22 protein-coding genes and 1 pseudogene are annotated in these 25210 nt (G+C 66.1%); 14 read left to right on the top strand and 9 right to left on the bottom strand.

Annotation, left to right across the window (positions count from 1 at the left end; genetic code table 11):
• The first annotated feature begins 30 nt into the window (after positions 1-30).
• The 4 genes from clpS (at position 31) to DIE23_RS34765 (ending at position 5042) form a co-directional block, all read left to right on the top strand.
• Positions 31-345, top strand: coding sequence for an ATP-dependent Clp protease adapter ClpS (clpS, locus tag DIE23_RS34750; RefSeq protein WP_006398529.1), 315 nt, complete (start codon positions 31-33; stop codon positions 343-345).
• Positions 342-2642 (top strand): ATP-dependent Clp protease ATP-binding subunit ClpA, encoded by a 2301-nt coding sequence (gene clpA / locus DIE23_RS34755; RefSeq protein ID WP_124616839.1) that lies wholly within the window; start codon positions 342-344, stop codon positions 2640-2642. Before clpS ends, clpA begins: the two co-directional genes overlap by 4 nt.
• 103 nt (positions 2643-2745) lie before the next feature.
• Positions 2746-4125, top strand: a complete 1380-nt coding sequence (locus DIE23_RS34760) for an amino acid permease (RefSeq protein ID WP_124616841.1) — start codon at positions 2746-2748, stop codon at positions 4123-4125.
• Between the two features lie 146 nt (positions 4126-4271).
• Complete coding sequence (locus DIE23_RS34765; RefSeq protein WP_124616843.1) at positions 4272-5042, top strand: hypothetical protein; 771 nt, start codon at positions 4272-4274, stop codon at positions 5040-5042.
• Positions 5043-5096: 54 nt separating this feature from the next.
• On the opposite strand, the gene dut is transcribed toward DIE23_RS34765, so the two are convergent.
• The 5 genes from dut to DIE23_RS34790 all read right to left on the bottom strand — a co-directional run bounded on the left by dut (position 5097) and on the right by DIE23_RS34790 (position 11311).
• Positions 5097-5543 (bottom strand): dUTP diphosphatase, encoded by a 447-nt coding sequence (dut, locus tag DIE23_RS34770; RefSeq protein ID WP_124616845.1) that lies wholly within the window; start codon positions 5541-5543, stop codon positions 5097-5099.
• A gap of 55 nt (positions 5544-5598) precedes the next feature.
• Positions 5599-6810, bottom strand: coding sequence for a bifunctional phosphopantothenoylcysteine decarboxylase/phosphopantothenate--cysteine ligase CoaBC (gene coaBC, locus DIE23_RS34775; RefSeq protein ID WP_124616847.1), 1212 nt, complete (start codon positions 6808-6810; stop codon positions 5599-5601).
• A gap of 67 nt (positions 6811-6877) precedes the next feature.
• On the bottom strand, positions 6878-7378 hold the full coding sequence (lspA, locus tag DIE23_RS34780; protein ID WP_124616869.1) for a signal peptidase II: 501 nt from the start codon (positions 7376-7378) through the stop codon (positions 6878-6880).
• A gap of 2 nt (positions 7379-7380) precedes the next feature.
• Positions 7381-10218: an isoleucine--tRNA ligase gene (gene ileS, locus DIE23_RS34785; RefSeq protein WP_124616849.1), complete on the bottom strand. Its 2838-nt coding sequence runs from the start codon at positions 10216-10218 to the stop codon at positions 7381-7383.
• A gap of 100 nt (positions 10219-10318) precedes the next feature.
• A complete protein-coding gene (locus tag DIE23_RS34790; protein WP_124616851.1) occupies positions 10319-11311 on the bottom strand; it encodes a bifunctional riboflavin kinase/FAD synthetase in 993 nt (330 codons plus the stop codon).
• A gap of 122 nt (positions 11312-11433) precedes the next feature.
• On the opposite strand from DIE23_RS34790, the gene purN reads away from it, so the two are divergent.
• The 6 genes from purN (at position 11434) to nadC (ending at position 18449) form a co-directional block, all read left to right on the top strand.
• Complete coding sequence (gene purN, locus DIE23_RS34795) at positions 11434-12096, top strand: phosphoribosylglycinamide formyltransferase (protein WP_124616853.1); 663 nt, start codon at positions 11434-11436, stop codon at positions 12094-12096.
• The gene (locus tag DIE23_RS34800) at positions 12093-13355 is read left to right on the top strand and encodes an RsmB/NOP family class I SAM-dependent RNA methyltransferase (protein WP_124616855.1); all 1263 of its coding nucleotides are present in this window, start codon (positions 12093-12095) and stop codon (positions 13353-13355) included. The genes purN and DIE23_RS34800 overlap by 4 nt, the downstream gene beginning before the upstream one ends.
• 15 nt (positions 13356-13370) lie before the next feature.
• Complete coding sequence (locus tag DIE23_RS34805; protein WP_124616857.1) at positions 13371-14777, top strand: mechanosensitive ion channel family protein; 1407 nt, start codon at positions 13371-13373, stop codon at positions 14775-14777.
• Between the two features lie 204 nt (positions 14778-14981).
• Positions 14982-16178, top strand: coding sequence for an acyl-CoA desaturase (locus DIE23_RS34810; RefSeq protein WP_124616859.1), 1197 nt, complete (start codon positions 14982-14984; stop codon positions 16176-16178).
• A gap of 256 nt (positions 16179-16434) precedes the next feature.
• Positions 16435-17571 (top strand): quinolinate synthase NadA, encoded by a 1137-nt coding sequence (gene nadA, locus DIE23_RS34815; protein ID WP_124616861.1) that lies wholly within the window; start codon positions 16435-16437, stop codon positions 17569-17571.
• Positions 17568-18449 (top strand): carboxylating nicotinate-nucleotide diphosphorylase, encoded by an 882-nt coding sequence (gene nadC / locus DIE23_RS34820; protein ID WP_124616863.1) that lies wholly within the window; start codon positions 17568-17570, stop codon positions 18447-18449. Before nadA ends, nadC begins: the two co-directional genes overlap by 4 nt.
• A 93-nt stretch (positions 18450-18542) precedes the next feature.
• Here nadC and nadB read toward each other — a convergent pair whose 3' ends face one another.
• From nadB to radC, 4 genes are all read right to left on the bottom strand, one after another.
• On the bottom strand, positions 18543-20129 hold the full coding sequence (gene nadB / locus DIE23_RS34825) for an L-aspartate oxidase (protein WP_124616865.1): 1587 nt from the start codon (positions 20127-20129) through the stop codon (positions 18543-18545).
• A gap of 160 nt (positions 20130-20289) precedes the next feature.
• Positions 20290-20457, bottom strand: coding sequence for a 50S ribosomal protein L33 (gene rpmG, locus DIE23_RS34830; protein WP_006478046.1), 168 nt, complete (start codon positions 20455-20457; stop codon positions 20290-20292).
• A gap of 17 nt (positions 20458-20474) precedes the next feature.
• Positions 20475-20708: a 50S ribosomal protein L28 gene (gene rpmB, locus DIE23_RS34835; RefSeq protein WP_004186391.1), complete on the bottom strand. Its 234-nt coding sequence runs from the start codon at positions 20706-20708 to the stop codon at positions 20475-20477.
• 238 nt (positions 20709-20946) lie between these two features.
• Positions 20947-21726, bottom strand: coding sequence for a RadC family protein (gene radC / locus DIE23_RS34840; RefSeq protein WP_124616867.1), 780 nt, complete (start codon positions 21724-21726; stop codon positions 20947-20949).
• Between the two features lie 135 nt (positions 21727-21861).
• Between radC and DIE23_RS34845 the strand changes: the two genes are divergently transcribed.
• The 4 genes and pseudogenes from DIE23_RS34845 to DIE23_RS34860 form a co-directional block, all read left to right on the top strand.
• Complete coding sequence (locus DIE23_RS34845; RefSeq protein WP_124616871.1) at positions 21862-22317, top strand: peptidylprolyl isomerase; 456 nt, start codon at positions 21862-21864, stop codon at positions 22315-22317.
• A gap of 2 nt (positions 22318-22319) precedes the next feature.
• Positions 22320-23300, top strand: coding sequence for a 4-hydroxy-3-methylbut-2-enyl diphosphate reductase (gene ispH / locus DIE23_RS34850; protein WP_006488968.1), 981 nt, complete (start codon positions 22320-22322; stop codon positions 23298-23300).
• A gap of 270 nt (positions 23301-23570) precedes the next feature.
• A pseudogene (locus DIE23_RS34855) lies at positions 23571-24409 on the top strand (branched-chain amino acid ABC transporter).
• 211 nt (positions 24410-24620) lie between these two features.
• Positions 24621-25210, top strand: a 590-nt coding sequence (locus DIE23_RS34860; RefSeq protein ID WP_148093484.1) for a branched-chain amino acid ABC transporter permease, incomplete at its 3' end; no start/stop codon positions are given.

Below are 25210 nucleotides of genomic sequence, written 5' to 3' on the forward strand. Positions count from 1 at the left end.
GGGCCTGTCCGAGTTGTTTAGAATGGGTGTATGGCGATTATCCCGGACAAGCAGGACAGCACCGTCCTGGAACGCAAGCAGCAGAAGCTCAAGCCGCCTTCGATGTACAAGGTGGTGCTGCTGAACGACGACTTCACGCCGATGGAGTTCGTCGTGATGGTCGTACAGGAGTATTTCAAGAAGGATCGCGAGACGGCCACGCAGATCATGCTGAAGGTCCATCGCGAAGGGCGAGGGGTTTGTGGGGTCTATACGCGGGACATCGCGTCGACCAAGGTTGAGCAAGTCGTTACCCATGCGCGGCAGGCCGGGCATCCGCTGCAGTGCGTGATGGAGGAAGCATGATTGCCCAGGAATTGGAAGTCAGCCTGCACATGGCGTTCATGGAAGCACGTCAGGCGCGCCATGAGTTCATTACGGTCGAGCATCTGCTGCTGGCCCTGCTGGATAATCCGACGGCAGCCGAGGTGTTGCGCGCGTGTGCGGCCAACATCGAGGACTTGCGTCAGAACCTGCGCAATTTCATCCACGACAACACACCTACCGTCCCGGGCACCGACGATGTCGATACCCAGCCGACGCTCGGTTTTCAGCGCGTGATCCAGCGCGCGATCATGCACGTCCAGTCGACGTCGAACGGCAAGAAGGAAGTGACCGGCGCGAACGTGCTGGTCGCGATCTTCGGCGAGAAGGATTCGCACGCCGTCTATTACCTGCAGCAGCAGGGCGTCACGCGCCTGGACGTCGTGAACTTCATTTCGCACGGCATCGCGAAAACGAACGGCGGCGAAGCCGCGAAGTCGGCCGACGCGAACGCGGAAAGCGAAGACGCGAACGCGCAGAAGGAAACCCCGCTCGCCCAGTTCACGCAGAACCTGAACCAGATGGCGAAGGACGGCCGCATCGATCCGCTGATCGGCCGCGAGCCGGAGGTCGAGCGCGTCGTGCAGGTGCTGTGCCGCCGCCGCAAGAACAATCCGCTGCTCGTCGGTGAGGCCGGCGTCGGCAAGACCGCGATCGCGGAAGGGCTCGCCTATCGCATCACGCGCGGCGAAGTGCCGGATATCCTCGCGAACGCGCAGGTGTATTCGCTCGACATGGGCGCGCTGCTCGCGGGCACCAAGTATCGCGGCGACTTCGAGCAGCGTCTGAAGACGGTGCTGAAGGAGCTGAAGGAGCGTCCGCACGCGATCCTGTTCATCGACGAAATTCATACGCTGATCGGTGCGGGTGCCGCATCGGGCGGCACGCTCGACGCGTCGAACCTGCTGAAGCCGGCGCTGTCGTCGGGCACGCTCAAGTGCATCGGCGCGACCACGTTCACCGAGTATCGCGGCATCTTCGAGAAGGACGCGGCGCTGTCGCGGCGCTTCCAGAAGGTCGACGTGACGGAGCCGACCGTCGAGCAGACGGTCGCGATCCTGCGCGGGCTGAAGTCGCGCTTCGAGGAGCATCACGGCGTCAAGTATTCGTCGGGCGCCCTGTCGGCCGCGGCCGAACTGTCGGCACGCTTCATCACCGACCGTCACCTGCCGGACAAGGCGATCGACGTGATCGACGAAGCGGGCGCCGCGCAGCGCATCCTGCCGAAGTCGAAGCAGAAGAAGACGATCGGCAAGAGCGAGATCGAGGAAATCATCTCGAAGATCGCGCGCGTGCCGGCGCAGAGCGTGTCGCAGGACGATCGCAGCAAGCTGCAGACGCTCGATCGCGACCTGAAGAGCGTCGTGTTCGGCCAGGATCCGGCGATCGACGCGCTCGCCGCATCGATCAAGATGGCGCGCGCGGGCCTGGGCAAGATGGACAAGCCGATCGGCGCGTTCCTGTTCTCCGGCCCGACGGGCGTTGGCAAGACTGAAGTGGCGCGCCAGCTCGCGTTCACGCTCGGTATCGAGCTGATCCGTTTCGACATGTCGGAATACATGGAGCGTCACGCGGTGAGCCGCCTGATCGGCGCGCCGCCGGGCTATGTCGGGTTCGACCAGGGCGGCCTCCTGACCGAAGCCGTCACGAAGAAGCCGCATTGCGTGTTGCTGCTCGACGAAATCGAGAAGGCGCATCCGGACATCTTCAACGTGCTGCTGCAGGTGATGGACCACGGCACGCTGACGGACAACAACGGCCGCAAGGCGGATTTCCGCAACGTCATCATCATCATGACGACGAACGCGGGCGCCGAGTCAATGCAGAAGGCGACGATCGGCTTCACGACGCGCCGCGAGACGGGCGACGAGATGACCGACATCAAGCGCCTGTTCACGCCGGAGTTCCGCAACCGTCTGGATTCGATCATCAGCTTCCGCTCGCTCGATGAGGAAATCATCATGCGCGTGGTCGACAAGTTCCTGATCCAGCTCGAGGAGCAACTGCACGAGAAGAAGGTCGACGCGCTCTTTACCGACGCGTTGCGCAAGCATCTCGCGAAGCACGGCTTCGACCCGCTGATGGGCGCGCGGCCGATGCAGCGGCTGATCCAGGATACGATCCGTCGTGCGCTGGCCGACGAACTGCTGTTCGGCAAGCTGGTCAACGGCGGTCATGTGACGGTCGACGTCGACGAAAACGACAAGGTGCAGCTGTCGTTCGACAAGCTGGCGAATCCGCCGCACAAGCCGAACGAAGAGACGGTCGAAGTCGAGTAAGCGATAATTCGTAGTTCATGCGAACGGCGCGGGAAGTTCTCCGCGCCGTTTCGTTTTATCTGGCGCCGGTGGCGCGATGGTGGTGCAGGGGAGTGGTAAGGCAGTGACAGAACAACAACGATCGTTCGACAACATCGTCGCGCGCGAACAAGGGTTGCGCCATGCGCTGACGTCGGGGCAGATGGCGATGATCGCGATCGGCGGCGCGATCGGGACGGGGCTGTTTCTCGGCAGCGGGTTCGCGATCGGGCTCGCGGGCCCGAGCGTGCTGGTTTCGTACGCGATCGGCGCGCTGATCGCGCTGCTGCTGATGGGCGCGCTCGCGGAAATGACGGTCGCGCATCCGACGGCCGGTTCGTTCGGTGCGTATGCCGAGCATTACGTCGGCCTGCTCGCGGGCTTTCTCGTACGCTATGCGTACTGGTTCGCGGTGGTGTTCGCGATCGGCACCGAGATCAGCGCGATCGCGGTCTTCATGAAGTACTGGTTCCCGGCCGTGCCCGGCTGGTACTGGGTGATCGGCTTCTCCGCGCTGCTGATCGCGGTGAACCTCGCGAGCGTCACGCTGTACGGGTCGGTCGAATATGCGTTTTCGCTGCTGAAGATCGCGGCGATCGTCGTGTTCATCGTGCTCGGCGCGTATCTCGTGTGGTCGGCGCCGGCCCCCTCGGGCATCGGCTTCGCGAACTACATCGCACACGACGGCTTCATGCCGAAAGGGCCGTGGGGCACCTGGGTCGCGGTGATCGTCGCGATCTTCAGCTACATGAGCATCGAGGCGGTCGCGATCGCGGCCGGCGAGGCGCGCGATCCGCAGCACGCGGTCACGCGCGCGTTCCGCTCGACGGTGTTCCGGCTCGTGCTGTTCTACCTGCTGACGCTGTCGCTGATGCTCGCGATCGTGCCCTGGACGCAGGCCGGCACCGACGAAAGCCCGTTCGTGAAGGTGATGGCCGCGACGCACGTTCCGTATGCGGCCGGCGTGATCAACTTCGTGTTGCTGATCGCGGCGCTGTCGGCCATGAACAGCCAGCTCTACGTGACGACGCGGATGATGTTCAGCCTGTCGCGCGCGCGGCTCGCGCCGGCGGTGTTCGGCCGGCTCGGCAACAACGGCGTGCCGCGCGCGGCGCTGTGGATCTCGACGAGCGGCGTCGCGGTCGCGGCCGTGCTGGTCGCGCTGTCGCCCGATACCGCGTTCACCGTGATGATGGCGATCGCGATGTTCGGCGCGCTGTTCACGTGGATGATGATCTTCGTCACGCACCTGCGCTTTCGCGCGCGATACAACGGCCCGGCGCTCGCGTTCCGGATGTGGGGCCACCCGTTCGGCAGCCTGCTCGGTGCCGGGCTCGTCGGCGCGATCCTGCTGACGACTGCGTTCACGCGCGAATTCCGGATGACGATGGTGGTCGGTGTCGTGTTCGTCGTGCTGCTGACGCTCGCGTACGCGCTGCACTACCGGCACCAGCACGCGCGTTGACGCGCGACTGGACGCCGTGCGAGCTGCGCGGCGAGGCGATACGACACCGCTAAGGTTCCGTTAAGCCTGCGGCGATTACATTCGAGCCTGTCTGCAATGTGGGTTGGCCCATGCTGGCTCGCTGCTTTACTGCAAAAGGGGTTCGAATGAACAAGCTTCCTCAAATCACGCTCGCATTCTGGATCATGAAGATCTGCGCGACGACGCTCGGCGAAACCGGCGGCGACCTGCTGTCGATGACGCTGAACGTCGGCTACGCGGTGAGCTCGATCCTGCTGTTCGGTTTCTTTCTCGTGACGCTGGGCGCACAGCTCAGAACGGCACAGTATCGCCCTGCGATCTACTGGGCCGTGATCGTCGCGACGAGCACCGCGGGCACGACGATGTCCGATTTCATGGACCGGACGCTCGGCCTTGGTTACGCGGCCGGCTCGTCGATTCTCGTCGCGATCCTGCTCGCGATCTTCACGGTGTGGCGTCTGAGCGGCGAATCGCTGTCGGTCGACCTGATTCGCACGCGCAAGGTCGAGCTGCTGTACTGGATCGCGATCCTGTTCTCGAACACGCTGGGCACCGCGCTCGGCGATTTCCTCGCGGACAGCTCGGGCCTCGGCTTCGGCGGCGGCGCGCTGCTGATCGGCGGGCTGCTCGCGGCGATCGTGCTCGCGCACTATTTCACGCGCATTTCCGGCGTGCTGCTGTTCTGGGCTGCGTTCGTGCTCACGCGTCCGTTCGGGGCGACGGTCGGCGACCTGCTGACGAAGCCGGTCGACAAGGGCGGACTCGCGCTCGGCACGGTCGGCTCGTCGGCGGTGCTGCTCGGCGTACTGGTCGCGATGGTGATCTACGCGAGCATCGCACAGGCGCGGCGACGCGAACTGGTGCCCGCGCGGATCGCGCAGACGGCCGATCGGTGAGCGGTAACGGAAAAAGGAAAGGGGCCACGAGGCCCCTTTTTTGCATGGCGCCGATCAGTGACGGCCGGTGCTGCCGAAGCCGCCTGCGCCGCGATCGCTTTGCGCGAAGTCGTCGACGATGTTGAACTGCGCCTGCACGACCGGCACGATCACGAGTTGCGCGAGCCGCTCGAACGGGTTCAGCACGAACTCGGTCTGGCCGCGGTTCCACGTCGACACCATCAGCTGGCCCTGGTAGTCGGAATCGATCAGGCCGACGAGGTTGCCGAGCACGATCCCGTGCTTGTGGCCGAGGCCCGAGCGCGGCAGGATCAGCGCGGCGTAACCGGGATCCGCGAGATGGATCGCGAGGCCGGTCGGCACGAGCGTCGTTTCGCCCGGCTGCAGCGTGACGGGCGCGTCGAGACACGCGCGCAGGTCGAGGCCCGCGCTGCCGGTGGTGGCGTAGGCGGGCAGGTAGTCGCGCACGCGCGCGTCGAGAATCTTCAGGTCGAGTTTCATGCGGTCGTCGAATCGGTCGGGAAGGGCACGGCGGCGCAGGCCGCCGCGCGGGGGATCAGATCAGGCGGTTGTCCGGCAGGCGTTTCGCGATTTCCGCGACGAGCACATGCGCGAGTTCGTCTTTCGGTGCGCGCGGCAGACGCGTGAGGCCGGCGGCCTCGAACAGCACGACTTCGTTGTCGTCGCGGCCGAACGTCAGCGGGCCGAGGTTGCCGACCAGGAGCGGCACGTTCTTGCGCTTGCGCTTCTCGTCGCCGTGCACGTCGAGGTCGCCGCTTTCGGCTGCGAAGCCGACGCAATACGGCGGATCGGGCAGCGCCGCGACCGACGCGAGGATGTCGGGGTTCTCGACGAACGCGAGCGCCGGCATCTTGCGGTCGGCCGTCTTCTTCATCTTGTGCTCGGCCGGCTGATCGACGCGCCAGTCGGCGACCGCGGCCACCGCGATGAAGATGTCGGCGTCGGACACCGCTTGCATCACCGCGTCGTACATCTGCTGCGCCGTCTGCACGTCCTGACGGTACACGCCCCACGGCGTGTCGAGCGCGACCGGTCCCGCGACGAGATGCACGTCGGCGCCGGCCTGCTGCGCGGCGCGCGCGAGCGCGAAGCCCATCTTGCCGCTCGAGCGGTTCGTGAGGCCGCGCACCGGATCGAGCGGCTCGAACGTCGGGCCAGCCGTGATCAGCACGCGGCGGTGTGCGAGCACCTTCGGCGCGAAGTGCGCGACGATCGCGTCATAGATCGCCTCGGGTTCGAGCATGCGACCGTCGCCGACTTCGCCACACGCCTGCGCGCCCGAGTCGGGGCCGAGCACCGACACGCCATCGGCGCGCAGTTGCGCGGCGTTGCGCTGCGTGGCCGGGTTCTGCCACATCTGGCGGTTCATCGCGGGCACGACGAGCAGCGGACAGTCGCGCGCGACGCACAGCGTCGACAGCAGGTCGTCCGCGAACCCGTGCGCGAGTTTCGCGAGGAAATCCGTCGACGCGGGCGCGATCACGATCGCGTCGGCTTCGCGCGACAGGTCGATGTGCGCCATGTTGTTGTCGACGCGCGCGTCCCACTGGCTCGTGTAGACGGGCCGGCCGGACAGCGCCTGCATCGTGACGGGCGTGATGAACTGGGCGGCGGCTTCGGTCATCGCGACCTGCACGGTCGCGCCAGCCTTCGTCAGCAGCCGGGTGAGTTCGGCGATCTTGTAGCAGGCGATGCCGCCCGTCAGGCCGAGAACGAGGTGTTTTCCTGCGAGTTCTGCGTGTGCCAACTCAGGCCTCCAAGGGTCAAACGGAACGGCCGGCGCGAAGCCGGCCGTCGACACCGAGTATGCGCGCTCAGCGTGAGCCGCGCACGCGACGCAGTTCGTCGTAGATCAGCAGCACCGCGCCGACCGTGATCGCGGAATCGGCGAGGTTGAACGCCGGGAAGTGCCAGGCACCGAGGTGGAAATCGAGAAAGTCGATCACGTGGCCGTAGATCAACCGGTCGATCACGTTGCCGAGCGCGCCGCCGAGGATCAGCGCGAGCGACAGGCTGAACAGCCGCTGCTGGCCGTGACGGCGCAGCAGGAAGCAGATCACGAGTGTCGCGCCGATGCCGAGCGCGGTGAATGCCCAGCGCTGCCAGCCGCTCGCGGTCGACAGGAAGCCGAACGCGGCGCCGCGGTTGTACACCAGCACGAGGTTGAAGAACGACGTCAGCGCATGCTGCGCGCCGTACGCGAACGTTTTCAGGATCGCGATCTTCGACAGCTGGTCGAACAGGATCACGATCAGCGAAATACCGAGCCAGGGCGCGAGCGCGCCGCTGGCCGGTTTCGACACAGTTTTCGCCATATTCAAGCAGCGCTCCGGATTTCGCCGTTTTCAAACAGGTTCGAGAAGCAGCGGCCGCACAGCGTCGGATGATCGGCGTGCGCGCCGACGTCCTCGCGATAGTGCCAGCAGCGTTCGCACTTCTGGTACTTCGACGCCGCGACGTCGACGCTTTCCTGCGCTTCGTCGTCGACCTTCACGACCGTCGCCGCCGACGTGATCAGCACGAACTTCAGGTCTTCGCCGAGGCTCGTGAGCGCGTCGTAGCGCGCGCCGCTCGCGTGCACGGCCACTTCGGCCTGCAGCGACGAACCGATGCGGTTCGCGGTGCGTGCTTCCTCGAGCGCCTTCGTCACGTTGCCGCGCACGTCGCGCAGCAGCGCCCACTTCTCGATCAGCGCGGCCGCGCCGGCGACTTCCGGATACGCGTAGTAGGTTTCCGTGAACACGGTGTCGCTGGCCGGCTGGAACACCTTCCACGCTTCTTCCGCGGTGAACGACAGGAACGGCGCGAGCACGCGCAGCAGTCCGTGCGTCAGGTGGTACAGCGCCGTCTGTGCGGAGCGGCGCGCGCGCGAATCGGCCGCGCTCGTGTACAGGCGGTCCTTCAGCACGTCGAGGTAGAAGCCGCCGAGGTCTTCCGAGCAGTACGTCTGCAGCTTCGCGACGACCGGGTGGAATTCGTACTTCTCGTAGTGGCCGAGCAGTTCCGTCTGCAGTTGTGCGGAGAACGCGACCGCGTAGCGGTCGATCTCGAGCCATTCGTCGACCGGCACCGCATGCTGCGCGAAGTCGAAGTCCGACAGGTTCGCGAGCAGGAAGCGCAGCGTGTTGCGGATGCGGCGATAGCCTTCCGTCACGCGCTTCAGGATTTCCTCGGAGATCGCGAGCTCGCCCGAATAGTCGGTCGATGCGATCCACAGGCGGATGATTTCCGCGCCGAGGCGGTTCGCGACTTCATGCGGGTCGATGCCGTTGCCGAGCGACTTGCTCATCTTGCGGCCTTCGCCATCGACCGTGAAGCCGTGCGTGAGCAGGCCCTTGTACGGTGCGCAGCCGTCGATCATCGACGCGGTCAGCAGCGACGAGTGGAACCAGCCGCGATGCTGGTCCGAGCCTTCGAGATACAGGTCGGCCGGGAACTGCAACTGATCCTTGTGCGAGCCGCGCAGCACGTGCCAGTGCGTCGTGCCCGAGTCGAACCATACGTCGAGCGTGTCGCGGTTCTTCTCGTACAGGTTCGCGTCGTCGCCGATCAGTTCGCGCGGATCGAGCGACTGCCATGCCTCGATGCCCGACTGCTCGACGCGCTTCGCGACTTCCTCGAGCAGCTCGAGCGTGCGCGGGTGCAGCTCGCCGGTTTCCTTGTGCACGAAGAACGCCATCGGCACGCCCCACTGGCGCTGGCGCGACAGCGTCCAGTCGGGACGGTTCGCGATCATGCTGAACAGGCGCTGCTTGCCCCACGACGGGTAGAACGCGGTCGCCTCGACGCCTTGGAGCGCGGTTTCGCGCAGCGTCTTGCCGTCGTCGCGCGGCGTCACGTCCATGCCGGCGAACCACTGCGACGTTGCACGGTAGATGATCGGCGTCTTGTGGCGCCAGCAGTGCATGTAGCTGTGCGTGTACTTCTCGCTGCGCAGCAGCGAGCCGGCCGCGTTCAGGGCCTCGACGATCTTCGGGTTCGCGTCCCAGATCGACAGGCCGCCGAACAGCGGCAGCGATTCGATGTAGCGGCCGTCGCCCATCACCGGGTTGATGAAGTCCGAGTCGGTCATCCCGTGCGCCTTGCACGACTGGAAGTCCTCGATGCCGTAGGCGGGCGACGAGTGCACGACGCCGGTACCCGTATCGGTCGTCACGTAGTCGCCGAGGTAGACGGGCGCGGTGCGCTTGTAGCCGGGGTGGGCCGACGCGAGCGGGTGGTGGAAGCGCAGGTTCGCGAGCTTCACGCCGGGGGTGGTCGCGACGACGCGGCCGGTCAGCTTGAACTCGGTCATGCAGGCTTCGACGCGTTCTTCCGCGATGATCAGCAGCCCGCGCTCGGTGTCGACCAGCGCATAGACGATTTCCGGATGGAGGTTCAGCGCCTGGTTGGCGGGGATCGTCCACGGCGTGGTGGTCCAGATCACGATGCCGCCCTCGGCGCGCGGCAGCGCCGGCAGGCCGAACGCCTGCGCGGTCTTTTCCGGTTCCGCGAATGCGAACATCACGTCGATCGTCGGGTCGGTGCGGTCCTTGTACTCGACTTCCGCCTCGGCGAGTGCCGAGCCGCAATCGAAGCACCAGTTCACCGGCTTCAGCCCGCGATACACGTAGCCCTTCTCGATGATCTTGCCGAGCGCGCGGATCTCTTCCGCCTCGTTGACGAAGTTCATCGTCTTGTACGGATTCGCCCAGTCGCCAAGCACGCCAAGGCGCTTGAAGCCGACCTTCTGCTTCTCGATCTGCTCGGTCGCGTACGCGCGCGCCTTGCTCATCACTTCGGCCGCCGGCAGCGACTTGCCGAACTGCTTTTCGATCTGGATCTCGATCGGCATCCCGTGGCAATCCCAGCCCGGCACGTACGGCGCGTCGAAGCCGGCCATGTTGCGCGACTTGACGACGATGTCCTTCAGGATCTTGTTGACCGCGTGACCGAGGTGGATGTCGCCGTTCGCATACGGGGGGCCGTCGTGCAGGATGAACTTCGGCCGGCCCTGGCTGGCCGCGCGGATCTTCTCGTAGATGCCGCGCTCTTCCCATTCCTTGACCCACTGCGGCTCGCGCTTGGGCAGGTCGCCGCGCATCGGGAACGGCGTGTCGAGCAGGTTGACCGGATACTTGGCCTGCGGTTTCGAATCGGCTTTCTTGTTGCTCATGATGGGATCGCTATCTAAATCGGGGGACGCTCGTGCGTCGTGAATCGGGATGCGCGCGTGTCGGCGGCGCGAGGGGCGGCGCGGGGCGCCGCCGGCCGGATCAGCTAATTCGATCGGTCGCCGATGTCGAGAAGCCGGTTGCGCGGCTGCCCGGCGCACGGTCGCGCTCGACGAAGTACGCGCGCGCGTTCGCGACGTCCAGCGCGATCGCGCGCGACAGCGCCTCGAGATCGTCGAACTTCGCCTCGTCACGCAGCTTCTTCAGGAATTCGACGCGGATGAGCTTGCCGTACGCGTCGCCGTGCCAGTCGAGCAGGTGGACTTCGAGCAGCACGCGGCCGGAATCGTCGACGGTCGGGCGCAGCCCGAGGCTCGCGACGCCCGGCAGCGGGGCGGGGCCCAGGCCATGCACCTGCACGACGAAGATGCCCGCGAGCGCCGGCCGCTTGTGCGCGATCGGCAGGTTCAGGGTCGGGAAGCCGAGGTCGCGGCCGAGCTTCAGCCCGTGCGCGACGTGGCCGCTGATTGCGTAGCCGTGGCCCAGCGCCTGCGCGGCCGCGTCGAGATCGCCCGCGGCGAGCGCGGCGCGCACGCCCGAGCTCGAGATGCGCGTGCCGTCGCTGCCGGCAACCGTGCCCATCTGCTCGACCTCGAAGCCGTACTGTTCGCCGGCCGCCTTCAGCGTGTCGAAGGTGCCCGCGCGCTTCGCGCCGTAGCAGAAATCGTCGCCGACCATCATCCAGCGCGTGTGCAGCCCGCCGACCAGTGTGCGTTCGACGAACGCCTGCGGCGACTGGCTCGCGAACGTATGGTTGAAGTGCTCGACGACGACGCGGTCGACCCCGTGTTCGCGCAGCGCTTCCAGCTTGTCGCGCAGCATCGCGATGCGCGGCGGCGCGCCGGCCGGGTTGAAGAATTCGCGCGGGTGCGGCTCGAAGGTCATCACGCACACGGGCAGGCCGCGCGCGTCCGCTGCCGCGCGCACGCGCGCGAGCAGGGCCTGGTGGCCGCGATGGACACCGTCGAAGTTGCCGATCGTCAGCGCGCACGGCGCGCGGCTCTCGGCGTTGGGCAGGCCGCGGAAGACTTTCACGATAGCGGATGCAGCGTCGGGGAATGGGCGGTGGGATGCCGCAAAGCAGAAGATTATAAACGTTCGGGCGGCCCGGCGGCCGAGAAGGGGGGAAACGCGGGGGCGAATGGTAAAATTCGCGGATGAAAAAACTCGTGATCCTGATTTCCGGTCGCGGCAGCAACATGGAGGCCATCGTCCGCGCGTGCGCGCAGGAACGCTGGCCGGCCGAGGTCGCCGCCGTGATCGCCAACCGGCCCGACTCGGCCGGCCTGGCTTTTGCCGCGTCGCACGGGGTGGCGACCGCGGTGGTCGACCATCGCTCGTTCGACGGCCGCGACAGCTTCGATGCGGCGCTCGCCGCCGAGATCGACCGTTTCGCGCCCGATCTCGTCGTGCTCGCCGGCTTCATGCGCATCCTCACGCCCGATTTCGTCAGACGATATGAGGGCCGGTTGCTGAACATCCACCCGTCGCTGCTGCCGAGCTTCAAGGGCATCCACACGCACCAGCAGGCGCTGGATGCCGGCGTCGCGCTGCATGGCGCGAGCGTGCACTTCGTGATTCCCGAACTCGACAGCGGCGCGATCGTCGCGCAGGGCGCGGTGCCCGTGCGTGCGGGCGACGATGCGGCCGCACTCGCGCAGCGCGTGCTGACGGTCGAGCACGTGCTGTATCCGCGTGCGGTGCGCTGGTTCGTCGAGGGGCGCCTGCGCCTCGAGAACGGACGGGCAGTGGTGGCGCCGGAAGAGGCGCGCTGGATTTTCGCGGATCAACCGCATACCGAAACGAGCGAGGGCGTATGAAGCTGCACGGATTCCTGATTGGCCAGACCGAGACCTTGCTCGCCGAGGTGCTGAAGTTCAACGGCCCCGCCGATGCGACGACGAGCCGGTTCTTCCGCGCGCACCCGAAGCTCGGCCACGCCGAGCGCGGCGTGATCGCCGAGGCGGTGTTCGCGGTGCTGCGCCGGAAGATGGAGTTTTCTCACCTCGCCGAGAGCGGCACGGGCAGCCCCGCGCGGCGCCTGACGCTGCTCGGCCTGATGCAGACGCTCGGCCGCAATGCGCTGAAGCCGTTCGTGTCCGACACCGAGGCCGCGTGGCTCGAGCACGTGTCGAAGATCGATCCGGCGAGCCTGCCGGTGCGCGTGCGCACGAACCTGCCGGACTGGATCTACCAGGCGCTGTCGGCCCGTTTCGACGCCGAGGAACTCGCGCAGCTCGCCGCCGCGCTGAACTACCCGGCGCCGCTCGACCTGCGCGCCAACGCGCAGAAGGCGACGCGCGACCAGGTGATCGACGCACTGCGCGCGAACGGCATCGACGCGGGCGAGACGCCGTTCGCGCCGCAGGGCGTGCGCGTCGTCGGCAAGCCGGCGCTCACGCGCCTGAAGCTGTTCGAGGAAGGCCAGATCGAGGTGCAGGACGAAGGCAGCCAGCTGCTGTGCTCGCTGGTCGCGCCGCGCCGCGGCGAGATGGTCGTCGATTTCTGCGCGGGCGCCGGCGGCAAGACGCTCGCGCTCGGCGCGATGATGCGCTCGACCGGGCGCCTCTATGCGTTCGACGTGTCGGAAAAGCGCCTCACGAAGCTGAAGCCGCGCCTCGCGCGCAGCGGGCTGTCGAACGTGAACCCGGTGCTGATCGACAGCGAGCATGATGCGAAGATCAAGCGGCTCGCCGGCAAGATCGACCGCGTGCTGGTCGACGCGCCGTGCAGCGGCCTCGGCACGCTGCGCCGCAACCCCGACCTCAAGTGGCGCCAGACGCGCACGTCGATCGAGGAGCTCACGCCGAAGCAGGCGTCGATCCTCGCGAGCGCCGCGCGTCTCGTGAAGAAGGGCGGCCGGCTGGTGTACGCGACCTGCAGCGTGCTCGACGCGGAGAACGAAGCGATCGTCGAGCAGTTCCTCGCCGACCATCCGGACTTCGTTCTGGTGCCCGCGCAGAAGGTGCTCGCCGACCAGCGCATCGCGCTCGAGACTGGCGACTACCTGTCGCTGTGGCCGCACCGCCATGCGACCGACGGCTTCTTCGCCGCGGTGCTCGAACGGCGCGCGCAGTAACGGCAGGGCGGTCGGATGATACAGAACCGCCTGCTGTCGCACCGGCTCGCGTCGGTGATCCGCGATTTCAACCAGCCGGTGATGATCTGGCAGGCGGCGATCCTCGTCGGCGCGCTGTGTTTCGCGTGGGTCGCCGCGCGCTTCGTGCACGGCCGCATCGACGCGCGCCGGCGCGCGGCCGGCCGGATGCCGGGTGCCGGCGCGCAGAGCCTGAAGCGCGCGCTGTTCCCGCTGTTCGGCGGGCTGATCGTGCTGGCCGCGCAGCTCGGGTTCGACCCGTTCATGTCGACGTCGCTGCTGTCGCTCGCGCTCGTGCCGCTGTTCGGCATCGGGCTGATCTACGTGCTGTTCTTCTTCGCGCGGCGCGTGTTTGCCCGTGACGGCCACACGCATGCGTGGCTGTCGATCGTCGAGAAGATCGTGTCGGTGATCGTGTGGGCGGCGATGGTGCTGACGGTGCTCGGGATCCAGCGCGACGTGATCGCGTGGCTCGACAGCGTGCAGTTCCGCGTCGCGACTGCGCACCTGACGCTGCTGTCGGTGATTTCCGGCGCGCTGTGGGTGTGCGTGACGCTGATGGTCGCGATGTGGCTCGGCTCGGTGCTCGAGGAGCGCCTCGCGCGCGCCACCACGCTCGACGCGAACCTGAAGGTCGTGCTGTCGCGGGTCGGTCGCGCGCTGCTCGTGTTCGCGGCGATCCTGATCGGGCTGTCGCTCGTCGGCATCGACGTGACGGTGCTCGGCGTGTTCGGCGGCGCGGTCGGTGTCGGCCTCGGCTTCGGGCTGCAGAAGATCGCCAGCAACTACGTGTCGGGCTTCATCATCCTGCTCGATCGTTCGCTGCGGCTCGGCGACGCGATCAGCGTCGGCGGGTTGCAGGGCGTCGTCACGCAGATCCGCACGCGCTATACGGTCGTGCGCGGCCTCGACGGCAACGAAACGCTGATTCCGAACGAGAAGCTGATCACCGACGTCGTGCAGAACCAGTCGTCGTACCTGACGCGCGGCTACGCGAAGGTCGCCGTGCAGGTCGCCTATACGAGCGACGTCGAGCAGGCGCTCGCGGTGCTCGCTCAAGCCGCGAAGGGCGTGCCGCGCGTTCTCGCGGAGCCGGCGCCGACGTCGTACCTGGTCAGCTTCGGTGCGGACGGGATCGATCTGGAGCTCGGCTTCTGGATCGAGGACTCGGCGAAAGGCACGTCGGGCGTGCGTTCGGCCGTGAACCGCAACATCTGGCGGCTGTTCGGCGAGCACGGGATCTCGATCCCGTTCCCGCAGCGCGAAGTGCGCGTGGTCGGCCTGCCCGACGGGTTTGCCGCGTCCGGGATGGTGGCCGAGGGCGTGCCCGCGGCCGGCGGCGGCACGGCGGACGGGCGTGCGTCGGCAGCCCAGGCGCGCTGTGCCGGCGCGGATCGGGCATGAATCGGGCGCGTCCGGCGGCCAGAACCGGATCGCGGGGCGTTCCCGGTCCGTCGATGGACTGTCCGCGTTGCGTCAAGGCAAGAAAATATTCATTTTTTACAAAGACTTGGAACGGTTGAAGTAAAATTCCGGTCTACACGCGGTATGCTTTCATTTTTATGACGTCGGCCTGCGCCGGCATCGCTCTCACCACAGGTAACTGCCTTGTTGAATTCCCTGCTCGATTTTCTTTCCCACGGGCTCCTGCGCTTTTCGTGGTGGCAGGTCGCGCTGTTCTCGCTCGCCGTCACGCACGTCACGATCATCGGCGTGACGGTCTACCTGCACCGCTGCCAGGCGCACCGCGCGCTGGAGCTGCACCCGATCGCGAGCCACTTCTTCCGCGTGTGGCTGTGGATGACGACCGGCATGCTGACGGGCCAGTGGGCCGCGATCCATCGCAAGCACCACGCGAAGTGCGAAACCGAGGAAGATCCGCACAGCCCGCAGACGCGCGGCATCTGGAAGGTGTTCCTCGAAGGCGCCGAGCTGTATCGCGCGGAAGCGAAGAACGAAGAAACGATGCGCAAGTTCAGCCACGGCACGCCGAATGACTGGATCGAGCGCAATCTGTACTCGAAATACCCGATCCTCGGCGTGAGCCTGATGATGGTGATCGACATTGCGCTGTTCGGCGTGCTCGGCTTGACCGTGTGGGCCGTGCAGATGGTCTGGATCCCGTTCTGGGCCGCGGGTGTCGTGAACGGCTTCGGCCACTTCTGGGGCTACCGCAACTTCAATTCGGCCGATGCGAGCACGAACCTGTTCCCGTGGGGCATCGTGATCGGCGGCGAAGAACTGCACAACAACCACCACACGTTCGCGACGTCGGCGAAGCTGTCGAACAAGTGGTACGAGTTCGACATCGGCTGGATGTACATCCGCATCATGTCGGCATTCGGTCTCGCGAAGGTGAAGAAGGTCGCGCCGACGCCGCGCCTGAACAAGCCGAAGACGGTGCTCGACCAGGAAACGCTGCAGGCCGTGCTGTCGAACCGCTACGAAGTGATGGCGCGCTACGGCAAGGCCGTGAAGCGTGCATATCGCCAGGAGCTCGCGCACCTGAAGGAACTCGGCTCGAGCGAGAAGTACCAGCTGATGCGTGGCGCACGCAAGTGGTTCCACAAGGACGCCGACGGCCTCGACGAGCCGCAGAAGAAGCTGCTGCCGGAGATCTTCGCGAACAGCCAGAAGCTGCATACGTACTTCCAGCTGCGCCAGGATCTGGCCGCGATCTGGGATCGCTCGACCGCCTCGCGCGAACAGCTGCTCGCGCAATTGCAGGATTGGTGCCATCGCGCGGAACAAAGCGGCATCAAGGCGCTGCAGGAATTCGCGACGCGCCTGCGTCGCTACGCCTGATTCGAAATCGATTAGAATCTCAGGACGTCACAAACCCCGCGTTGGCGGGGTTTTTTTATTTGGGCGGCCGGTTTTCGAAGGACGACCGGAAGCGTCGGAATTCGTATGAGGCTTGGGGGCGCGGCGACATGGTGCCCCGGGTGATAGCGTAGAGGATGGGACTGGAGTGCGCTAAAGCGCTAACTCGGGCCGACCGCGAAGCATGGGGCTCGAGTAAGCGCTAAAGCGCTAACTCGGGCCGACAGGAGATATGGAGATGCAATCGACGATCAAATCCGTCGAGTACGACCGGCCGGTCTCGGCAGGGACCGTCTGTGGCGTCGGGCAAGCGTGGGCCAAGGTGCCCGATGCACCGTCCGCCGAAGAACGCGCCGCACTGAAGGCGCGCATCAAGGCGCTGCTCGCACGTGAAAAGGCCGTGCTCGTCGCTCACTACTACGTGGATGCCGAGCTGCAGGAACTGGCCGACGAAACCGGCGGCTGCGTCGCCGATTCGCTTGAAATGGCCCGCTTCGGACGCGACCACGACGCACAGACGCTCGTCGTCGCCGGCGTACGCTTCATGGGCGAAACCGCCAAGATTCTGAGCCCCGGGAAACGCGTACTGATGCCCGATCTCGACGCGACCTGCTCGCTCGATCTCGGTTGCCCGGTCGATGAATTCTCCGCGTTCTGCGATGCGCATCCCGATCGCACCGTCGTCGTCTACGCGAACACCAGCGCCGCCGTGAAGGCCCGCGCGGACTGGATGGTCACGTCGTCGATCGGCCTCGAGATCGTCGCCGACCTGCACGCGCGGGGCGAGAAGATCATCTGGGCACCCGATCGCCATCTCGGCAGCTACATCCAGAAGAAGACCGGCGCGGACATGCTGCTGTGGCAGGGTTCGTGCCTCGTCCACGATGAATTCAAGGGCATCGAGCTCGACCTGCTGCGCGCCGAATATCCGGACGCGAAGGTGCTCGTGCATCCCGAGTCGCCGGAAAACGTCGTCGCGCAGGCGGACGTCGTCGGCTCGACGACGCAGCTGATCGACGCAGCCGTGAAGTTCGACGCGACGCATTTCATCGTCGCGACCGACCTCGGGATCCTGCACAAGATGCAGCTCGCGGCCCCCGGCAAGACCTTCATCGCCGCCCCGACGGCCGGCAACAGCGCGACCTGCAAGAGCTGCGCGCATTGCCCGTGGATGGCGATGAACGGCCTCGCGAACCTCGCCGACGTGCTCGAGCGCGGTCACAACGAGATCTTCGTCGATCCTGCGATCGGTGAGCGCGCGCGTCTGCCGATCGACCGGATGCTCGATTTCGCGGCGGCGCACAAGAAGCGCGTGCAGGCGAGCGGCGATCTGCAGGGCGACCAGCAACTGTTTGCAAACGTGGGGGCTGCATGACGACTGCAGTGTCTCCGCTGTTCGACGCGGTCCGAGCACAATACGGCGCGGCATTCGACGATGCGATCGCGCGCAACGTCGCCGATGCGATCGCCGAGGACGTCGGCACCGGCGACCAGACCGGGCGGCTCGTGCCGGCCGGCGAGCGGCGCCGTGCGCGCATCATCGTGCGCGAGGAAGCGGTGTTGTGCGGCGTGCCGTGGTTCGAGGCCGTCATCGCGCGGATCGATCCGTCGATCGTCGTGCAGTGGCGCTATCGCGAAGGCGACCGGATGACGCCGGACTCGACGGTCTGCGAACTCGAAGGGCCGGCGCGCGCGCTGTTGACGGCCGAGCGCAACGGGCTGAACTTCCTGCAACTGCTGTCGGGCGTCGCGAGCGCGACGCGTCGTTACGTCGATCGCGTCGAAGGCACGCGCGCGAAGATCCTCGATACGCGCAAGACGCTGCCGGGCCTGCGGCTCGCGCAGAAGTACGCAGTGCGGGTCGGCGGTGGCGAGAACCAGCGTCTCGCGCTGTACGACGGCATTCTGATCAAGGAAAACCATATCGCGGCAGCCGGCGGCGTCGGCGAAGCGCTCGATGCGGCGTTCGCGCTCGATTCGGGCGTGCCGGTGCAGGTCGAGGTCGAGACGCTCGCGCAACTCGACACGGCGCTCACGCATGGCGCGCAATCGGTGCTGCTCGATAACTTCACGCTCGACATGATGCGTGAAGCGGTGCGTGTCGCGACCGGCAAGGCCGTGCTCGAAGTGTCGGGCGGTGTCAATTTCGATACGGTGCGCATGTTCGCTGAGACGGGCGTCGACCGCATCTCGATCGGCGCGCTGACGAAGGACGTGCGGGCAACCGACTATTCGATGCGGATCGTCGACTGACCACGGGATATACCATCTGACGAAAAAAGCCGCTGGCGTGAGAAACGCCAGCGGCTTTTTTCTGTGCGGCGGCAGCCGGGAAGGGTGTATTGGTCAGCGGCGCGAGCGGGGCGTGAGCACGCTCGGCAGCGCCTTCGGCAGCGTGTGCGGCCAGTCGCGGCTGTAGTGCAGCCCGCGGCTTTCGCGGCGCGAGTACGCGCTCTTCACGATCAGCGTCGCGACGTCGACGAGATTGCGCAGTTCGAGCAGGTCGCGCGTCACGCGGAAGTTCGCGTAGTACTCGTGGATCTCGTCGCGCAGTAGCGACAGCCGGTGCTTCGCGCGTTCGAGGCGTTTGTCGGTGCGTACGATGCCGACATAGTTCCACATCAGCCGGCGCAGCTCGTCCCAGTTGTGCGCGACGACGACTTCCTCGTCCGCATCCGACACGCGGCTTTCGTCCCATGCGGGTAGCGTGGCCGGCGTTTCGGCGTCGAAGCCGGCCGCCTCGATCGCCTCGGCCGCCGCGCGGCCGATCACGAGACATTCGAGCAGCGAATTGCTCGCGAGCCGGTTCGCGCCGTGCAACCCTGTGTACGACGTTTCGCCGACCGCATACAGGCCCGCGAGATCGGTGCGCCCCGCGAGGTCGGTGACGACGCCGCCGCACGTGTAGTGCGCGGCCGGCACGACCGGAATCGGCTGCTTCGCGATGTCGATGCCGAATTCGAGGCAGCGCGCGTGGATCGTCGGGAAGTGTTCACGCAGGAAGGCTTCCGGCTGATGGCTGATGTCGAGATACACGCAGTCGATCCCGCGCTTCTTGATCTCGAAGTCGATCGCGCGCGCGACGATGTCGCGCGGCGCGAGTTCCGCGCGCGGATCGTGCGCGGGCATGAAGCGCGTGCCGTCCGGCAGCTTCAACAGGCCGCCTTCGCCGCGCACGGCTTCCGAAATCAGGAACGACTTCGCATACGGATGGAACAGGCAGGTCGGGTGGAACTGGATGAATTCCATGTTCGACACGCGGCAGCCCGCGCGCCACGCCATCGCGATGCCGTCGCCGGTCGCGGTGTCGGGGTTCGTCGTGTACAGATAGACCTTGCCGGCGCCGCCGGTCGCGAGCACCGTGTGCGGCGCCTCGATCGTGATCGTGCGGTCGTTGTCGACGTCGAGCGCATACAGCCCGTGACAGCGGCGGCCGGGCAGGCCGAGCCGGTCCGACGTGATCAGGTCGATCGCATGGTGGTTTTCGAAGAACGTGATGTTCGGGTGCTGGCGCGCGCGGTCGGACAGCGTCGCGAGCACTGCGTGGCCGGTCGCGTCGGCCGCGTGGATGATCCGGCGGTGGCTGTGGCCGCCTTCGCGCGTCAGGTGGAAACCGAGTTCGGCCGCATCGTCCTTCGTGAACGGCACGCCCTGCGAGATCAGCCATTCGATCGCTTCGCGGCCATGCTCGACGATGTAGCGCGTCGCGCCTTCGTCGCACAGCCCGCCGCCGGCGACCAGCGTGTCGTCGACGTGGTTCTCGATGCTGTCCGCCGAATCGAGGACGGCCGCGATGCCGCCTTGCGCGTTATCGCTTGCCCCCTCCATCATCGAACGTTTCGCGATCAGCGCGACACGTCGCGTGCTGGCCAGGTTGAGTGCGACCGACAGCCCTGCCAGGCCGCTGCCGACGATCGCCACGTCGAATTTCATGCTGCATCTCCATCGTTGCGCTTTAGATCTTGTGCGTTCCGTCGGCCGTGGCCGCGGAAAGGGGAGAGCATACCGCGTCGGGCCGGCGCGTGCGCGCAAAACAAAAAGCCCCGCATGTGCGGGGCTTTTCGGTCGCCGTCAGGCTGGCAGAAACCGGAGATTACTTGATCTTGGTTTCTTTGTATTCCACATGCTTGCGGACGACGGGATCGAACTTCTTGATCGCCATCTTTTCCGGCATGTTGCGCTTGTTCTTCGTGGTCGTGTAGAAGTGACCCGTACCAGCGGTCGACTCGAGCTTGATCTTGTCGCGTGCGCCTTTTGCCATGATTGTGCTCCTTGGGCTTAGGCTTCGCCGCGTGCGCGCAGGTCAGCGAGCACGGAATCGATGCCGTTCTTGTCGATCAGGCGCAGGCCGGCGTTCGAGACGCGCAGGCGCACCCAGCGGTTTTCGCTCTCCACCCAGAACCGGCGGTTTTGCAGGTTCGGCAGGAAGCGGCGCTTCGTCTTGTTGTTTGCGTGGGAAACGTTGTTGCCGCTCATCGGCGCTTTCCCAGTTACTTGGCATACGCGTGCCATGAGAGCACTCCTAATACGCTAAATTCGGGGTTCGATCGCCGATGAAGGTTCCATCGCACCGCCACGTGATCCATGGCTGCACTCAGAACGCCGAAGCCTTTACAGACAAGGCCCTTCGATGGCTAGAACTGGTTGGAAAAAAGACAGACGACGATTCTAGCAGAAAAAGTTCAGAAAAATCAAACCTAATTTCGCTTCGTCGTTGCGGCGGCCCCGAGGCGGGTCGCCGGGCCACAGTCTACAGCCAACCGGCGCGCGCGAACGAAAATGTATCGCCGGTGCCGACGACGACGTGATCGAGCAGCTTCGTGTCGACGAGCGCAAGTGCTTCGTTCAGTGCGCGCGTCAGGCGGCGATCCTCGGCACTCGGCTGCACCGCGCCGGACGGGTGGTTGTGCGCGATGACCAGCGCGGCGGCATTCAGCGTGAGCGCGCGGCGCACGATCTCGCGCGGATAGACGGCCATCCGCGTCAGCGAGCCGCGCGCGCTTTCCTCCAGCTCGATCAGGCCGTGGCGGGCATCCAGGTACAGCGTGACGAACACCTCGTGCGAACGCGTGCCGATCATTAGCCGCAGATAATCCTCGACCGCGCGCGGCGAATCGATCTGCACCCGCTCGCGCGCCTGTTCGGCCAGCGCGCGCCGCACGATCTCGGTCACCGCGATCAGCAGTGCCGAGCGCGCGGCGCCGATGCCGGGGTGCGTGGCGAACACGTCGGGCTTCGCGTCGAGCATGTCGCGCAGCGAGTCGCCAAACCGCGCGAGCAGCGCACGGGCGCTGGCGAACACGTCGCGCCCGCCGCCGCCCGTGCCGAGCAGCAGCGCGATCAGCTCCGCGTCGGTCAGTGCGGCCGGCCCGCGCTCGAGCAGCCGCTCGCGCGGCAGATCGGGTCGCCAGTTTCGCGGGCGGCGCTTGCGCGGCGGCCTGGCGGCGTCGATGCGGCGGGCCGGAGCGGCCGGGGCATCGGCGGTGTCGCGACATTCGGTCGCCGTGGCGGCGGGGCAGGATGACAGCATGATCGAAACTCCATTGGCGGCGGGCGTGGGCGCGACGTCGTCGCACTTTCAGCCTTGCGCGCTCAGGTGACTTACAATATTGGCTTTGCGCCGGGCCTTTCGGCCAGTTCGGGCGCCGACGAACACGAGTCATTCATGAGCATCATCGATCTATCCGAAGTGAAGCCCGGTTCCCATGTCACGCTGCATTACCGGCTTGCACTGGCCGCCGGCGCCGACATCGTCAACACCTTCTCCGACAAGCCCGCCACGCTGCTGCTCGGCGCGGGGCAACTGGCGCCCTCGCTGGAACAGATTCTGATCGGGCTCAGGGTCGGCGACCATTCGACTTTTCAGCTAACGCCCGAGCAGGGGTTCGGTCCCCGCAATCCCGACATGCTCCAGCGCGTGACGCTGTCGACGCTGCGCGAGAACGGGATGGTCGGCGACGATTTCACGCCGGGCGATCTGATCGAGTTCAACGCGCCGGACGGCGGCCGCTATGCAGGGGTGCTGAAGGAAGTCAGCGAAACCTCGGCGCTGTTCGACTTCAATCATCCGCTCGCGGGCCAAGCGCTCACGTTCGAAGTGAAAATCATCGGAATCCTGTAATCATGAGCACCACCGATACGCTGTCAGGGCAGACCGTCGCCGCCGATGCCGAAATCCTGCTGGCCCAGCCGCGCGGCTTCTGCGCGGGGGTCGATCGCGCAATCGAGATCGTCGAGCGCGCGATCGCGATGCACGGTGCGCCGATCTACGTCCGTCACGAGATCGTCCACAACAAGTACGTGGTCGAGGATCTGAAGAAGAAAGGCGCGATCTTCGTCGAGGAACTCGAGGAAGTGCCGGCCGGCAACACCGTGATCTTCAGCGCGCACGGCGTGTCGAAGGCCGTGCGCGATGAGGCGGACGTGCGCGGGTTGCGCATTTACGACGCAACCTGCCCGCTCGTCACGAAGGTGCACGTCGAAGTGGCGAAGATGCGCCAGGACGGCGTCGACATCGTGATGATCGGCCACAAGGGCCACCCGGAAGTCGAAGGCACGATGGGGCAGGTCGAGCGCGGCATGCATCTCGTCGAAAGCGTCGAGGACGTGCAGAAGCTCGAGCTCGCCGATCCCGAGCGCATCGCGCTCGTCACGCAGACGACGCTGTCCGTCGATGACGCGGCCGAGATCATCGGCGCACTGAAGGCGAAGTATCCGAAGATCCGCGAGCCGAAGAAGCAGGACATCTGCTACGCGACGCAGAACCGCCAGGATGCGGTGAAGTTCATGGCGCCGCAGTGCGACGTCGTGATCGTCGTCGGCAGCCCGAACAGCTCGAATTCGAGCCGCCTGCGCGAAGTGGCCGAGAAGCGCGGCGTGGCCGCGTACATGGTCGACGCCCCCGACCAGATCGATCCGGCCTGGGTCGCAGGCAAGCGCCGCATCGGCGTGACGGCCGGCGCATCGGCGCCTGAAGTGCTCGCCCAGGCCGTGATCGCGCGGCTGCGCGAACTCGGCGTGCGCAACGTCCGCGCACTCGACGGCATCGAGGAAAACGTGTCGTTTCCGCTGCCGCGCGGGCTGAACCTGCCGCCCGCCGCTTGATTGCCGCATCGCACCCGCGGTACCCCGAAGCGCGCCTCCCGGCGCGCTTTTTTTTGCGTCGCGAGAACGAGGTCGCAACCATTATTCACATTAATGGCGCAACCCGGTTGCTATGGCTGCGCTTAACCGTCTCTCAAAATTGGTTGCAATGCAGGAAAACCCCATCGAATCAGGAATATTGGCGTCCTATAAATGGAGTTACAATGCGCCCGTTTTCAGGCCCGAATGGCTTTGAAATCGGGTTTTGGCAAGGCGCGGGAGACCTACTCGATGCATGTGAAGTCGGCTTACGCCATGTCCGTCGCCGCACCGGTTGCAATGCTTGCCGGCTGCAGCAAAAAGAGCGACGACGGGGCGGGCAGGGAGACTGCGGCGAGCGCGGTACCGGCGGCCAGCGACGTGCGCGCTGCCGGAACCGGTCGTGCGGCGTCGTCGGTGTGCCGCATTGCGCAATCGGACAGAGACAAGGACAACGGGGCACGTTTGGCGATCGAGGAATTCAATGCGCAGGGCCCGACGATCGGCATGCATTCGGCACGGCGGGCAGCACGCGCCGGCGGCGCTGCCATCGACCGGGTGACGGGCATGCAGATTGCCCGGCAACGAGCCGCCGGCGGTGATGCGGCAGCAGCAGGGCGCGTCGAACGACGGGCGCCCGGGTTTCGGGGCAACGCAGGCGACGTGCAGATGTCACTGATCCCCTTTCATTTCGATTCGACGAAACGGCGTGTCGCCGCGACCCATCGCGTCGCGGCGGGCGGTCTGCTTCGTTTCACGGATTCCGACGCAGTCCTGACGAAAGTCGGGCGCCACCTTCGCGATGCCGGTTCGGGCGCCGCGCGGGCGGTCGCGGACGACCCGCTTGCACTGCAGGCGACGGCGTCCGGCATCGGAGCGCAAACCCTTGGCGACAACGGCATGTGCGCCGTCAAGGTGGTCGAGCCCGCGGGCGACGCGGCGCGGAACCTGATCTGCCCGGACGCGGGGCTCGCCCCGGCCCGGACGGAAAAAGGCATGGACTTCGGGAATCCGGAGGCCGGCCGTTGCGGCACGCTGCCTACGACTTCAAGGAGGCCAAGTACACCGTCCTCGATGTCGTGACGATTTAGCGACGGGACTCATGATGGCACCGGAACAGTGCGGTGCCGTTTCTGTATCCGCTCCGGCGGCAGGTCCGGCCGTACAGGCCGGGCGGCGCGCGCCGGGACGATCCACCCTTACCGGTATCGACTAGTACCCGCAGTGTCGCCGAGAAGGCGCGATTCCTCGCTTACCCGCGGGGCGCAACGTCCTCCGGCAGCATGGGCCAAGGAGCTTTAAATGGATATTTTCGTCCAGCAGATCCTCAACGGGCTGGTGCTCGGCAGTGTGTACGCCATCATCGCGTTGGGCTACACGATGGTGTACGGCATTCTCGGCATCATCAACTTCGCGCACGGCGACGTGCTGATGATCGGCGCGATGGTCGCCCTGTCGGCGATCACCGTGCTGCAGAACCACTTTCCTGGACTCGGCAACGCCGCGACGCTGACGATCGGCCTTGGCATCGCCGCGGTAGTCTGTGCGTGCGTGGGCTATACGATCGAGCGGGTCGCGTACCGGCCGCTGCGCCGCGCACCGCGTCTCGCCCCGCTGATCACCGCGATCGGCGTGTCGATCCTGCTGCAGACGGCCGCGATGATCATCTGGTCGCGCAACCCGCTGCCGTTCCCGCAATTGCTGCCGACCGACCCGATCAACGTGATCAAGGCCACCGACACGACACCCGGCGCCGTGATCTCGGTCACTGAAATCGTGATCATCGCGGTGGCGTTCATCGTGATGGGCGGCCTCCTGCTGCTCGTGCACAAGACCAAGCTCGGCCGCGCGATGCGTGCGATCGCCGAAAGCCCGAACACCGCGAGCCTGAT

Origin of the sequence: Burkholderia sp. Bp9143, from assembly GCF_003853645.1 — a bacterium.
Classification (GTDB): Bacteria; Pseudomonadota; Gammaproteobacteria; order Burkholderiales; family Burkholderiaceae; genus Burkholderia.